The 13,813-nt window shown below is 49.3% G+C and carries 12 protein-coding genes; 2 read left to right on the plus strand and 10 right to left on the minus strand.

All coding sequences use genetic code 11. The features are described from left to right. The first annotated feature begins 9 nt into the window (after nt 1–9). Nucleotides 10–453 carry a hypothetical protein gene (locus AQS70_RS17035; RefSeq protein WP_055103930.1) on the plus strand — a complete coding sequence of 148 codons (444 nt, stop codon included), beginning with the start codon at nt 10–12 and terminating at the stop codon, nt 451–453. A gap of 292 nt (nt 454–745) precedes the next feature. Then, the gene (locus tag AQS70_RS17040; RefSeq protein ID WP_055103931.1) at nt 746–2,731 is read left to right on the plus strand and encodes an FUSC family protein; all 1,986 of its coding nucleotides are present in this window, start codon (nt 746–748) and stop codon (nt 2,729–2,731) included. A gap of 441 nt (nt 2,732–3,172) precedes the next feature. Here AQS70_RS17040 and AQS70_RS17045 read toward each other — a convergent pair whose 3' ends face one another. The 10 genes from AQS70_RS17045 to AQS70_RS17085 form a co-directional block, all read right to left on the minus strand. Beyond that, a complete protein-coding gene (locus AQS70_RS17045; protein ID WP_082428141.1) occupies nt 3,173–4,489 on the minus strand; it encodes an undecaprenyl-phosphate glucose phosphotransferase in 1,317 nt (438 codons plus the stop codon). A 332-nt stretch (nt 4,490–4,821) separates the two neighbouring features. Beyond that, nucleotides 4,822–5,409 (minus strand): winged helix-turn-helix domain-containing protein, encoded by a 588-nt coding sequence (locus tag AQS70_RS24125; RefSeq protein ID WP_241492859.1) that lies wholly within the window; start codon nt 5,407–5,409, stop codon nt 4,822–4,824. Between the two features lie 111 nt (nt 5,410–5,520). Beyond that, entirely contained in the window at nt 5,521–6,225 is a 705-nt protein-coding gene (locus AQS70_RS17055) for a winged helix-turn-helix domain-containing protein (protein WP_055103933.1), read from the minus strand. Between the two features lie 418 nt (nt 6,226–6,643). Next, nucleotides 6,644–8,725, minus strand: coding sequence for a YjbH domain-containing protein (locus AQS70_RS17060; protein ID WP_055103934.1), 2,082 nt, complete (start codon nt 8,723–8,725; stop codon nt 6,644–6,646). Further along, nucleotides 8,722–9,504, minus strand: a complete 783-nt coding sequence (locus tag AQS70_RS17065) for a capsule biosynthesis GfcC family protein (protein WP_082428142.1) — start codon at nt 9,502–9,504, stop codon at nt 8,722–8,724. The genes AQS70_RS17060 and AQS70_RS17065 overlap by 4 nt, the downstream gene beginning before the upstream one ends. Beyond that, complete coding sequence (locus AQS70_RS17070; RefSeq protein WP_055103935.1) at nt 9,501–10,160, minus strand: YjbF family lipoprotein; 660 nt, start codon at nt 10,158–10,160, stop codon at nt 9,501–9,503. Before AQS70_RS17070 ends, AQS70_RS17065 begins: the two co-directional genes overlap by 4 nt. A 13-nt stretch (nt 10,161–10,173) precedes the next feature. After that, nucleotides 10,174–11,289, minus strand: a complete 1,116-nt coding sequence (locus tag AQS70_RS17075; RefSeq protein ID WP_055103942.1) for a polysaccharide biosynthesis/export family protein — start codon at nt 11,287–11,289, stop codon at nt 10,174–10,176. A gap of 86 nt (nt 11,290–11,375) precedes the next feature. Next, entirely contained in the window at nt 11,376–11,684 is a 309-nt protein-coding gene (locus AQS70_RS23660) for a hypothetical protein (RefSeq protein ID WP_156355191.1), read from the minus strand. A gap of 328 nt (nt 11,685–12,012) precedes the next feature. Next, nucleotides 12,013–13,431, minus strand: a complete 1,419-nt coding sequence (locus AQS70_RS17080; protein WP_055103936.1) for a mannose-1-phosphate guanylyltransferase/mannose-6-phosphate isomerase — start codon at nt 13,429–13,431, stop codon at nt 12,013–12,015. A 30-nt stretch (nt 13,432–13,461) separates the two neighbouring features. Next, on the minus strand, nt 13,462–13,813 hold a 352-nt coding region (locus tag AQS70_RS17085), incomplete at its 5' end, for an NUDIX domain-containing protein (protein WP_055103937.1).

Genomic DNA, 13,813 nt, shown 5'->3' on the forward strand with positions numbered 1-13,813 from the left:
GGGATGAATATGTTAAGCGTAAAGAACAATCTGCACATCGTTCGCGCCAGCGCGGTATACGACCTGATCATGACCATAGGCTTTATGACGCCCTGGACTGCATCACTGGTGCTTAAAGGCTTCGCTGCGCTATCTGCCGCCTTGGCGCTAGAACGCCCAGTCCCCACCTTTGACGTCAACTCGATGCTATTCGTCAACCTACTGGGCAGCATTGTCACCGTTTGGTCATGCTGGCGGCTGATGCACCCGAGCCGCAGTGTGGGTATCTATGACGCCTGCGCCAGAGCCTTGTTCGCGCTTTGGCAACTGTATGCGGTCGCACACGGCGCCAGTGTGTTGATCCTAGGCTTCACCGTGTTTGAAGTGCTATTTGCTATCGCACAGTGGCTACCCGTGAATGACAACGCAAAGGCGCGTGAAGAGGCGGGCGGGCATGCAATGTTGTTCACTTGAGTAAAAAGCCTACCGCCTAGGAGCGAGCTTGCTCGCGATCTTTTGATCTTTAACAGATCGCGAGCAATCGAGCGTCGACCGGCTGCTCAACAACTGATGGTGCTCTGTTCTTAAGTGAACAACACTGCGCTAACGCAAGACTTGCTGAGTAGCACACAGCCGCTTAGCCCAAACCCTAAGCTAAGCTGTGACTGGCCCACGCGCAGGCGACACGCCGCGTGAGATCAGCATTGGATTTTTAACGAGAGATAGATACCATCCTAATCATTAGCAGGCTACTAAACGACCAAGCATGAAGCCGCCCACACTTCAATTATCAGACTTCTGGCAGGCAATCCTCACACCCTCGCGCAGTGACCTTCTGTTCGCCGTGCGTAACATGATCGCAGGCATGGTGGCACTGTACCTGGCGTTCATCTTCGACCTAGAACAGCCGCAGTGGGCGTTAACGACCGTGTTTATCGTTGGCCAATTCACCAGCGGCATGGTGCTAGGCAAGGGCGCCTACCGCTTAGCGGGCACAGTGGTTGGGGGGGTAGCCTCGGTAGCGATGATCGCAATGTTTGGCCAATTGCCCCTGCTGTTTCTGCTGTCTATGGCCACATGGTTGGCACTCTGCACCACGGGCGCATCACTCTTACGTGGTCACGCGGCCTATGGATTTGTATTGGCAGGCTACACCGCTGCAATCATTGCGCTCCCCGCCGTTTCAGATCCGCAGGCGGTGTTCGATCATGCAACGGCTCGTTGCATAGAAATCAGCCTAGGGATTATTTGCGCCGCAGTGGCGAGCACCGTTTTATGGCCGCGCCACGCAGAGCAAGGGCTATCGGCACAAGGGCATGCGGCCTGGTTAGCAGGGCTCAGCGCCGCAGCGGCAGAACTCTTAGGGACAGACCAACGCAAAGGGCTGCTCGACGCCTTAGGTCGACTGGTGGCGGTCGATAACCAGCACGCCAGTGCCCGTTTTGAAGGCCCCAAAGGGCGCCGCCGGTCACAAGCGTTGCGTGTGCTCAGCCGAGATCTGCTTAGCCTATTGCGTGCGGCGCGCGCAGTGGCGCGGCAACGGCTAATGCTTGACGACTCTGCACGGGTTACGCCCCTGATAGAAAACGTCGCCGCCGCCTTACAACAAGCACGTCATCAAGATTTACCCGCGCTCGCTCAGCAAATCAGCCATGCACTTCAAGACCCAAGCCTCAGCCCAGAAGCGCATTTTTGCCTACTGGAACTCGCTCAGCTCTTACAGTTAATTGACCAAGGGGCTTTAACGCTACACGCCCTAGAACAGGGCAGAGTGCCGCCGGGTGCGCCGGGTGCTATGTCGTGGCACACAGACATTGAACAAGGTGTACTGGCAGGCCTGCGCTGTGCTTTAGCGTTTTTGGCCGTTGCTGCTTTTTGGGTATTCACGGCGTGGCCAGCAGGTTTAGGCGCGATATCAATCTGCGGCGTCGTCTTAAGCTTATTTGCTGCTAGAGAAAATCCCTCTGAATCAAGTCTTAACTTCTTAAAAGGGATCGTCATATCCATACCAGTCGCCGCGCTTGTGCACTTCGGCCTCCTGCCCGGCTTTGACAGCTTCGCCATGCTCGGCGTGTGCCTAGGCATACCTTTGTTCTTGGCATCGTTATGCATGAGCCGAGTAAAATTAGCCGCCACGGCCTCAGCGTTCTGCATCTTCTTCGTCAACAACATCGGGCCAAACAACCTGATGACCTACGACTTCGCCGCCTTCCTCAACAGCGCCATCGCCCCCCTCATAGGGGGTGGGATCGCCGTATTAGTGTTCCGCTTAATCCAACTCAACCCCGGCGAGCGCCACTATCGACGGATGTACAACGCCTTACTGTTCGACCTGGCTCAACTCACTGTGCGCCCCTTAGAACAAGCCGAAAGTTGGTTTGGAGGGCGCATGGCCGACCGCTTGATTCGACTGTCGCGCTACAGCGCAATCTACACCACCGGTCGTCGTCACTGGGCCCGCGGGCTACTAGGCTTAGACCTCGGAGACGAGCTACTAGAAGTACGCGCCAGTTTAGCCAACAGCCAAGGCGCCTTAGCCATCGCACGCGACCGCTACTTACACAGCCTAGCCAGAGCCTTCAAACAACAAGGCCCAAACGAGCAAAACCTCGCGATCATCGACAAACCGAGCGAAACACTGCTCAAAGCACTCGAACAGTCCCCATCGCGCGCCCAACAAGAAATAGCCAGCGCCGCAATAGCGCAACTGCAATACACCTGGCGCAAAGCCTGCCAACCGAATACTGAATAACCCAGACGGCTGACCTACACACCCCGCGCCCAGCACGTCTCAACATCAAATAAAAAACTATTCAAAAGCAACCCCCTCAAATGGCAGTCCACCCCGTAGGAGCTGCCGCAGGCTGCGATCTTTTGACCTTCAACACATCACATCCAGCTAGCCCCAACATCAAAAAAAGCGCTCTTCAAAAGCACCCCCCAAATGGCACTTCACCCCGTAGGAGCTGCCGCAGGCTGCGATCTTTTGATCTTCAACACATCGCGCCAAGCTCGCCTCAACATCAAATAAAGCTTGATTGTGAGTCGATGAAAAAGACTAGCGCGGACAACCAAGAAGGCACACTGAGCAAGCGGTTTACACAAAAAAAATCGCCCTCTGTGTGAGGGCGATTAGTGTTGGGCCATAAATACTAAGTCAGTGAAAAGCGTGACTCTATTCATCTACCTAAGATCAATAAATATCTTTAGAAATTAGAGTGAAGGGCGTTTTGATGATGATCTTTATATCGAGCCATAACGACCAGTTATTGATGTAATCAAGGTCGATCTCTACACGCTTTTGCATCTTTTCAATCGTGTCAGTCTCCCCACGGCAACCGCTGATCTGCGCCAAACCTGTAATGCCTGGCTTGATGCGATGGCGCGCCATATAGGCATGGATTTTGTCTGTGTAATAGTCATTGTGGGCAACTGCGTGAGGCCGTGGCCCAACCAATGCCATATCACCGTGCAAGACGTTGAATAGTTGAGGCAGCTCATCTAATGAGGTACGACGAATAAAGCGTCCGACTGCTGTAACACGTGAGTCATTTCTGCTCGCCTGTTGGACATGCTTATCGTCATGTACTTTCATTGAACGAAACTTTAGGACTTGAATGACCTTACCGTTCCAGCCATGCCGTTGCTGCTTAAAGAGAATAGGGCCGGGTGAAGAAATTTTAACTGCTAGCGCGACGAGTATCAAAATAGGGCTTAAGCAAACGATGGCACTAAGAGCCAGCGAACGCTCCATAAATGCTTTGCTAAAAGCCGCTGTCGGATGACTGGTTAATGGGCTTTCGTTCAAGTGGATAGCAGGTCGTCCGCCAATTTCGCTGACAGAGTGATTCAGTAGAAGCATGCTGTCTAAAGCAGGAATCCAGACGACATCGACATTTAAGTCGAGTAAATCAATGTATAAAGCTTCAATCCGCTGCGCATCTTGCAGAGACAATGCTAAGTACAAGCGTCGAATATTGTGCTCAGTAATGAGTTCGCGCAGTTGTGTTAGGTCTCCAACAATCAGAGGTGAACTCTCTCCGTCTTCAAAAGGTGATGCGCTGACAACGCCGACAAAAGGAAAATGGTTTTCCTGAATAAAGCTATCAGCTAATTTTAGTGCGACACCGTCAGAGCCGATGATGAGGCTGTTGTAGTGATGGCTGTTTCGTCTGTGATAGTGTCGTGACAAGTAATGAAGTAGTAAGTAGGGGGGGACTTGAATGGTGTAGCCAATTAGCGCCCACGAGATAATAACTTCACGAGAGAATAGCTCGCTGGATTTAGTGATGAATCCGACGGTACTTAAGCACGTTAGAGTGAACGTCCAACCTATGAACAGGCGTAGTAATCCGTTTAAATAACTGTGTCTTTTATAATAAGCGTTGGTGACTGAGTAGGCAGGCACAGAAATAAGTAATGTTAAAATGCCAGCAATTCGATAGTGGAAGTCGATGTTGCCATTTTTGGTATACACCAAAACTAATAGTGCCGAAATGACAAGGCACATAGAAATAAACCACTGGCCCCAAAATGTAAGCCCTCTGGCGACCGATTTTCGATCTATGCGTGTATGTATCAAGGTATAAGCCTTGTATAAAGTTTTTGATTAAGTAGGAGTGTCAAGGATGAAAATGAGAAAATTCAGAACACTTCATATTTCTTAGTGGCACACAACAGTTTTCTATTAGTACTCAGGGTTTTTAATAGTAAGGCTTCTCGATTATAAATGTTCGACGTTTTATAACAAATTTTAGTTCGAACGTTATCTTCTCACGCTTCTGTGTACACCAGCTTGCTTAGCAGGTATCACCTTCTTTCAATCAGCGCCCCAGATCTGTGTCAGTTTGAAGCCTTTACGTCCTGCACTAAGCAGTACCCACGGTTACGAACTGAACGGAACAAGCGCTCTTTAAAAGCATCCCTGAATTTTTTTTGCAGTCGACTTAGGCTCATTTCTAGGCCGCTATAAGACTGTGGATCCTTATTGATGCCTGCAATCAACTCCTGTTTGCTGCAAATCCGCACCGAGCTATGTGCCAGCGTATTGATAAGCAGTGATTCAATGATTGTTAGTTGAATGCTGGTGCTAGCATTACATAGCTCTCGCGCCTTTAAATCGAAAAACCAAGTCTGCGGTGGCTGTGAGTAACCAGTAGGGGGGGGCGTAAAGGTTGGCACGTAGGTAGTCGACACTTTATACGAGGTTTGAGGAATGATCAGATCAACAGGAGATATGTTGCTTATCAGTGAGAGCGCTGGTTTAAGATCCGCGGGTGCGAGCGCGTTATTTGGCCTGTCAATGGCAACTGAAACCCAGTCGAAGGGTTTGTTGGCATTAACCACATCATAGGTAGGGCGGTGTTCTTGAGTTAAGACTATATCACTGCTTAGTTGCAAGTTTTTTAAGATAATGGATGTTCTCTTCACGATTAAAATCCTCCATGGATGTTTTTGCTAATTCTCAAAAAAACTTGCCGTAAGAACTGTGCCAGCAGTAACTAAAAATATTTTATAGAAAATCCAATCAGCAAATTTACTTCAGCCTAAGACTGTCCCTCGACGTAAACGATACCCATAGCCTCTTACACTGAATATAAGCTCTAGGTGATAGGTTTTTTTAATCTTGGTTCTGAGACGGCTAATGGTCTTCTCTAAGGCCCGAGGATCATAAAAAACAATATTCGGATGCAGGGTTTTGGCGATGCCGTCTTGGCTCATGACGTGTTCAGGTGCTTGCATAAGCGCATCAAGAATTGTCATTTCGGTATATGAGATTTCAATTTTTTCAGAGGCGCTACATAGCAATAACCTTGTGCGATCAAGGTGCAGTTGAATAGGAGTTGCCCAATGGGATTTTTGTATGGTTTTTGATAATAAAGTGTGGCGCTCTTCCGGATCATTGGGCAGTTTTAGACAGTAATCTGCACCAGCAACATAACAGTCAGCACTTGAAAAGGTTTTGAGTTGGGTCGCTATTACAAAAATACAAGCCGTCTGATTAGATTGGCGGATATTTTTTATAGCGTGGATGCTGTCTTGAATAGCAGCAGGCGCATTGATTTCAAAAAATACAACTTTGACCTTGGAGAAGTTTAGGGCTTGCGCAGTTGCAAGTTTGTGCGCATCAAGATGCAAAACCTTTGAAGTGAACAGTTTATTAATATGATCAACAAAGATTTCTGTATGTACAAAATTGAACACTGAGTAACTCAGTTCGTCGGTTTTGCATCCTTCGAAAAGCATATCAATTAACCTAAATACGTAGAGGCGGCTCGATTTTGCCACATTGGCTTAAATGAAAGAGGGCATTCTACAACGATAAGGTGTTGTGTAGCTCAATAAAATTGAGCCTAGACCCCTCTAAGTGATGAAGAAACAATCACCTGTCACCTGTGTTATAGACCCTGTCAAGTCTTAGCAGGCTCGCTGTTTACGCAAGGCTATGCATAGGTTTTACCGAAGAGTGAGGTCGTATAAAGGCGATTGATCTGCAGCCGTTTCTTCATCAGCGCTAGAAAATTGCTAGGTGAAGGTCTAACAATTATAGAAAAGGTCGTTCGGAGGGTAGCTATTGCAGCCCTCCTTTAAACCGAGCCTCATTACAACAGTCGAATAGGCAGCGCGTATCACAATAAATAGGCCAAGCATTAATAAAGTTTGATTACTCCGTAATTTTTCCGAAGTTCTCGTAGAAGGCTTCCTTGTTGCGGCCATCGGTCATTGTTTGTAAGGAATACTGGCGGTGCAGCATAGCGCCACCGTCTCGAGTCAATGGCGCCCAGCCTATGTTTGCGCGGCTCATAGTCGATACGCTCATCATTTCGTCAAACGGAATCGAAATATAAATCCCTTTGTCAAAACTACCTTCACCATACTCTTCGGATGATGCAGTAGTGCGTGTGACCCAACCACCAAATTTCACGCCATTGGAAAACTGTCTGGATATATCTACAGTGGTGCCCCAATCGCGTGCTAGATAGCGACCGACACTGACAGCTGCATCTAGATCAAACGCTAACTTGGTGTAAGTGGTGATATGGCCTGTAACTGTCCGGTAATCGCGTAGACCAAATCCTTGGTTAAAATCGCGTTGGCGCACATAGTTCAGGTCGGCCCCTATAGACCAGCGTTCACCCATAGGGCGGTAGAGCAATTCGCCCCCAACACCGGCGTACATAGGCTCTAGATAGCCGCCATAGACCATGGCGTACAAATCCTGATCCAGTTGGCGTGCACGGTTAAGTTGCAGTGCTGGCATAGTCACGTCTGAAGTCGTCACGTACTTACGGACATCAGTACGCACTCGTGGTAATCCACTAGGTGCATCGTATTTGAACTTATCGTAGTTATTCAGCAAGTTCGCACTGATACCACCACTTGCCCACGTGCCAGGTGTGAAGCGGTACTGCCCTTCGGCATAGGCGCTGACTTGATAGAGCAAGAATCCATCAGGGCCGCCCATATTTTGTTGATAACCCAAGCCAAAGCCGTACGTAAAAGGATCAGGCTTCTGTTGATAAAGGGTTTTTTCTCTACGCGGTGAGGCTCGATTAATTTCAGTGGTGCGGTGAAGGTTAACTAAATCCTGCTCGTTGTTAACGACGTCACGGAAGGTTGAGCGTGGTACGCTCGTCTCCTCGATAGGCATGTCATACCGTTTGTTAACCAGAGTAAACCACTGAATATCACTGTTCGCGTTATTGTCTAAAATCCGGCTGGCGCGACCCACGCCTTTAGCCGCATAAAAGTATTTAGATTGCTCGCCGTAGACTGTCAGTTCAGAGTCACGCTGGGCAATACGCTCAACTTTATAACCAGCATTTTTCTCCAGTTGCTGGGACACGCTAACCCAATCAATTTGATTCAAAGGCATAGCAGTTGCTTTGGTAGGCAGCGGTTGTGCCGGAGGATCAAAAGTTTTAGCTGGCGCCTTGCGACTTACAAAATTGGTGTGCAGAGTAATACCAAACAGTGCGGTATTACCGCGCTCCCAACCAATGCTCAAATCAATGGAATCATTAAGTTTATAGACAGCACCGATATTGATCGGTGAGTCTTGAACTTGGTTGTTATTTTGTGGTTCATGCTGGTAATCGTTGCCTTCATATTCGACCTTCAGGCTCAAAGGCGCCCAAGGTGTTTGATATGAAACCCCGCCAAATAAAGACGGCGGGCCTCTGAAATACATACTAGTGTTAACATCACCAGCTGTAGTAGTATCACGGCGGTTATTAAAGCTATCACCTAAAAAGCCCAATGGATTCCTCAAATCACCTCGATTACCGATATAACCCCAGGCAATTCCTAAACTGAAATCTAGATTTCTAAAGCGCTTATCGGCAACGAAGTATTCACTAGAGAAAAGTCCAGTACCTCCAACGTCTCGGAAGCCCAGAGCTATTTCGGGAGCCCAGTGACTTTCTTGCCAGAGCCGAACTTTAAAATCCACAGCCTTATCTTTGTTGCTCTGGTTTCCGCTTAGTTCTTCTGGGCCATAGGCACGGTTTGTCACAGATGTATAACGAAAAGTACCTTCCAACCAGTCAAGAGGTTGTAATGACACGCTGTAGCGAGTATTGGGATCAGTCCGATTAGCGTTAAAACTTATCTCTCCAGCAGGTGCCATACGTGCAGTCGGTGTCTGCAGTAATCCAACACCGCCAAAATCACTTTGGGTGTAACGTGGCTCTGCATGAGCCAAGCTGTAGGGTAATAATGCAACCACAAAAAAACGTAACTTCAAGGTGCAACCTCAGCCAGCAATTGAGTGGCGAGGAATTGCGCCAACTGCTCATTTAAATCAGGCGTGGGTAAATCTGGGATGTTATTGCGTACAGGCACCAGGATCGTACTGCCAGCTACTGCATAAACACCGTCTTTGCGGTTCCACGCTGCAATAGGCACTTGTTTGTAGGTGCCGTCGGGGTATATCAACCATAAAAAATCGGCATCTGCCTCTCTCAACCGTGGGCAGTGGTCTAAATAGTCACGAGCCTCTTGCATAGCTTGATAGGGCACGCTGCAGATTTTTGGTACCGCCCCGACAACCGTTACGCGGTCTACCCGTGGCGGGTAAATAACGTGATCACCATCACTGAGCAAGTAGTTATGGGCAAAGCTTACTTCGAGCTTAACGGGATCTAGATCTGCAATTTTGCGTCCAGTCACTGGCAAGCGGCTAACGTACCCATGCAATGATTCTGCGAGGGTGGCAAGTGCAGCGTTGTTATTGAGAAGCGCGCCACGTTGAAGCAGTTTCAAATCGAACAGCACGCCGACTTTTAAGCGGGTTTGTTGTTCGAGTAGAGGCAGATGCATCCACACGGCGGCCAGCCAATAATCATTAGGGTATGGTTCTGCTTTGCTAATCACATCCAGCAGGCGCATACCCGGCGTATAAGCAACACTGACCGGGTTGCTGACTTCGCCAGTGACAGCCACTGCAGCGTTACTATGTGAAGCGTTACTTAATAGGCAAGCGCCCAGTAGCAGCCCGGCAGTCAGTTTTTTTAAATCACTCACCTTGCGGGCTCCCAATCAGGGCGTAAGTGCACGATCTGCAATAAAAGCTCAGGTGTCGCATATTGCTCGCTCTGCAAAATCACGCCGTCATCAACCCTTACCCAGAAGCGGTTGGTACCGTTAAAGCCTAATGCTGGAATGTCTATCTCTTCATCGATACGTTGCAGCACGTAAGGCTTATTAAGAATCTTGATTGTTTCCAGTCCCTTGCGGCGAAACTGGCTATAAACCGTTACACCGACCCGTTGCCCCTCGTACATATCAATCTGGCGAGTGCTAGTGGTGCCATCAGCGATGTGCTGCAAGCCTTGTTTGAACGGTGAGGGCCCGTTGAAGCGAGTGCCGTCCAAGTTAGGAGGCAAACCAACGGTACGCTCTACCAAGCCGTTACGAGTAACCAGTATTTGCTTGCCAGACGCTACCCAGAACTGCAGGTCGCCTTGTTGGCGTAGCCTTGCCATGACGCCTTCGCTGGAATGGGTAGTGACCTTGATTTGTGCATAGGGAACAGCCGAGACATCGGCCTCTGTGATGTGCAGAGGCTCGACGCCCTGAACGGCAGCCTTGAAGGTATCGATGGAGCCTTGCATGACAGGGCTACAGCCACACAGCAAAAGCCCCACCGCTAACCATGAGCGGTTACGAAGAGTTTTCAAAACGGCTCAACCCTTATCGGCTGTTGGCTTCGCTAAGATTATTAGTTGCAGTAGCGCTAGTGCCCAGAATAGTTGCTGATGGTAGCAACTGACTGATCAAGCGATTCCAGCGAGTTACCTGAGCAGGTCCAACATACACAATATCCTGTGGCTTCAGCTCAAATTGCGTGGCGACTGCAAACGCTACAGGAGACTGGGCATCGAGTTGGTAAACCTTGGCGGGTTCTGTTTCAAGATTTTCAGCACCGCGAATCACATATAGTGCATTGCCGTTAGATGTGGTTTGGTTAAGCCCACCGACCGAGCCGACCACATCAGCAAGGTTCATGCCTTTTGTCTTGAAAGTGAGTGCTTGTGGCGCGAGCACTTCACCCATAACGTAAATCTTTTTACGATCGTTATAAGGGAGATACAACTGATCGCCGTCTTTCAAGTAAACGTTATGAAGTTGTGAGCCTTTTGCAGCGTTGAGCGCGTCTAGGTTGAGTACATACTCGCGACCATCGCGAGTTAAAGTCAGGCTGGACAGATCAGCGCTCTGTGCGTTGACTTCAGCCGCACCTAATGCTTCTACGATATTTACAGGTGAAGTGGTGATGGGCAACGGTCCAGCTTTCAGTACCGCGCCAGACATAGTCGCTTTTTGGCTAGCAAAGCGTAGAACACTCAAATCGACTTGTGGGCTGTCAACGTATTGCGCCAAGCGCTGGGCAATAGTCGAACGCAGCTCTTCAATGCTTTTACCTGCTGCATCGACTTGGCCGATGTAAGGGTAAAAAATACTTCCATCTGGACGCACTAAACGACCGTTAGCATCAATCTGTTGTTGAGGGCCTGATGGTGCAGTCAGTTCCGGGTGATCCCAGACAGTGATGTACAGCACATCATTGGGGCCAATTTTATAAGCCTTAGGCTTGAATGCCAGCAACTCTTCTGGTATCGAGCTGGAAACGTAGGTCGCTGCGTTTTGGGCAATCAACTTGGGTGTGATAGGGATCAATTCAACCCGACTGCTTTCTGGTGAGCCTTCTGTGCCAATCTCACTGGTGTCCAAGTATTGACCGGGCGAAAACATACAACCTTGCAGGGCAAGCCCTGCAAGTACCGCGAGCGACAAACTACGAATCATCATTGGGGACACTTGTAAAAGAAACGCATCAAAATCAAAAACCTGGCGTGAGCCAGGTGGTTTAGTTCGATAGACCTGGCAGGTGCTTAACGAGTAGTACCGGTAGTGCCAGTGGTTCCTGTTGTGCCAGTTGTACCAGTAGTGCCGCCGTTGTTGCCACCACCACCGCCACCGCCGCCAGAGGAAATAGCAGCAATACCAGCCGCTGCAGCAACACCCACGCCTACGGCTGTAGTGGTGCTTACACCACCTAGTAGCTCGCTATCGGTGTTAAGAGAGCCCGAAGTCGTACCAGTAGTAGCTGCATTTTCAGCGTTTGGCGCAGCCGGTGCTTCAACTGCCAGTGCGGAAGCGCTCATCGCCAAAGCGAGTGCGGATACAAGTAGTTTTTTCATTGGTAAATCCTTTTGATAAATCGTCTGTATTGATTTATGGGGCTATCAATGCGATGTCCCCTGTGTACACTTCCGGGCCTTGAATCAACGTGAAACCATATAATCAAGCCCTGAAGCGATTCGTTACAGGCATTTTATTGTGCAATAGCCAGTGCAGAATACCTGTGCATAGCCATGCGGGCTGCTGACGTTTTATAACAATCTGCTATCTCGATCTAGCTTTTTACACTGAGAGGATAAATTGCAATAAGGATTCCGATGCTAGAAAAACCGCAGCCAAAGCATGCTAACTCATTCCCCAGCCGCAAGTCTAAACGTGAAAACCTCATCACGCACGCCCATATTTATCTTCGAAGCGCACAATGTCATCTTCCCCTAGATACGATCCGGATTGCACCTCAATCAGTTCAAGTGGGATGACCCCAGGGTTTTCGAGTGCATGAATCTGCCCAATAGGGATATAGGTAGATTCGTTTTCGCACACTAAATAGGTGCGCTCGCCGTTAGTCACCTTGGCTGTCCCGCTTACCACAATCCAGTGTTCAGCCCGATGATGGTGCATTTGAACTGAAAGCTTAGCGCCCGGTTTTACGGTAATGCGCTTGACTTGATAGCGGTAACCATTGTCCACAGAGTCGTATACCCCCCACGGGCGGTATACCTCACGGTGATTGATATGTTCGCTTCGTGAGCCGTTTTTCAGTTGTTCAACGATTTTTTTGACATCTTGCACACGATCCTTGTGAGCCACCAGTACCGCATCCTTGGTTTCGACAATGATCAGGTCATCTAACCCTACTGTTGCTACCAAACGACTGTCGGCGTGCACGTAGGTGTTGCGCGTTTGTTGATTTAGTACATCGCCTTTAAATACGTTGCCTTCATCGTCTTTGGTGCTGACATTCCAGAGGGCAGTCCATGAACCTATGTCACTCCAACCTGCATCCAACGGCACCATCACCGCATCGGCGGTTTTTTCCATCACGGCATAGTCAACCGAGTCGTCCGGGCAGGCAGCAAAGGCCACTTCATCAATGCGGGTGAAGTGCATGTCTTGCGTACCGCCAGCCAAGGCCATACGGCAGGCGGCAAGGATATCCGGGCGGAAGTTTTCAAGCTCCTGCAGATAGCGACTAGCCCGGAACATAAACATACCGCTGTTCCAGAAATAGCTGCCACTGGCCAAGTACCCTTGTGCTGTCTCCAGATCAGGTTTTTCAACAAAACGGCTCACCCTGAATCCGCCAACCCCTGCTTCAGCACCTTTTTCGATATACCCGTAGCCCGTTTCAGCATGGGTCGGAACAATACCGAAGGTTACCAGCTTGCCTTCTTGGGCCAAGGGCAAGGCGGTTTGAATGCTTGCTTGGAAAGCACTTACGTCCTGGATTAAATGGTCTGCTGCCAACACCAATAAAATGGGGTCTTCAGCTTCGCCATGGGCCTCTAGGGCCTGTAATGCAGCCAGCGCGATCGCCGGTGCTGTATTACGACCTATCGGCTCCAGCAAAATATTGGCCTTTTCAAGCCCGAGCATACGCAGTTGCTCGGCTGCAAGAAAACGGTGTTGCTCATTGCAGATCAACCTCGGCAAGGCAGCATTCAGCCCATCGAGACGCTGCAGAGTGGCTTGCAACATCGACATGTTGGCATCGGCCAAAGGCAAAAATTGTTTAGGGTTGAGCTGGCGCGACAGCGGCCATAAGCGTGAGCCCGAGCCACCCGCCATAATGATAGGTAAGAGCATGTTCAACGTCCTGTGTATATGCGATAAAAATTAGCGTAGCGCTGTTAGATAGGCACGTGTATTGGCGTGTACTTGCTCATGAATACCCATCTCGATCAACGGCCACCAGCGATAGGCCCCATGTTGATTGTGAGGTAATTGCATTAATTCACTTTCAGTTAGAACTAACTGGTACGCCAGTACTACGTAGTGAGTATTGGGTGCTTGTTCAGTATCACCAAACACGCTGTCCGTATAAAAGTGTTCATAAACGCCTAAGAGTCTGGCGTCACCGCGCTGATAAACCTGGCCTAACTCTTCAAGGGTTAGACGATTGAAAGCAGCGTCCAATGTTTCGTTTTTTAAAATACGACCGCCAGGCACAAACCAATCGCCTTTTGCG

The organism is Pseudomonas endophytica, from assembly GCF_001411475.1.
In the GTDB taxonomy this organism is placed as follows: Bacteria; Pseudomonadota; Gammaproteobacteria; order Pseudomonadales; family Pseudomonadaceae; genus Aquipseudomonas; species Aquipseudomonas endophytica.

Excerpts from the sequence above, each read along its gene's own strand:
- AQS70_RS17035 (WP_055103930.1), top strand. The coding sequence starts at position 10 with ATGTTAAGCGTAAAGAACAATCTGCACATCGTTCGCGCCAGCGCGGTA.
- AQS70_RS17040 (WP_055103931.1), top strand. The coding sequence starts at position 746 with ATGAAGCCGCCCACACTTCAATTATCAGACTTCTGGCAGGCAATCCTC.
- AQS70_RS17045 (WP_082428141.1), bottom strand. The coding sequence starts at position 4,489 with ATGTGCCTTGTCATTTCGGCACTATTAGTTTTGGTGTATACCAAAAAT.
- AQS70_RS17055 (WP_055103933.1), bottom strand. The coding sequence starts at position 6,225 with ATGCTTTTCGAAGGATGCAAAACCGACGAACTGAGTTACTCAGTGTTC.
- AQS70_RS17075 (WP_055103942.1), bottom strand. The coding sequence starts at position 11,289 with ATGATTCGTAGTTTGTCGCTCGCGGTACTTGCAGGGCTTGCCCTGCAA.
- AQS70_RS23660 (WP_156355191.1), bottom strand. The coding sequence starts at position 11,684 with ATGAAAAAACTACTTGTATCCGCACTCGCTTTGGCGATGAGCGCTTCC.
- AQS70_RS17080 (WP_055103936.1), bottom strand. The coding sequence starts at position 13,431 with ATGCTCTTACCTATCATTATGGCGGGTGGCTCGGGCTCACGCTTATGG.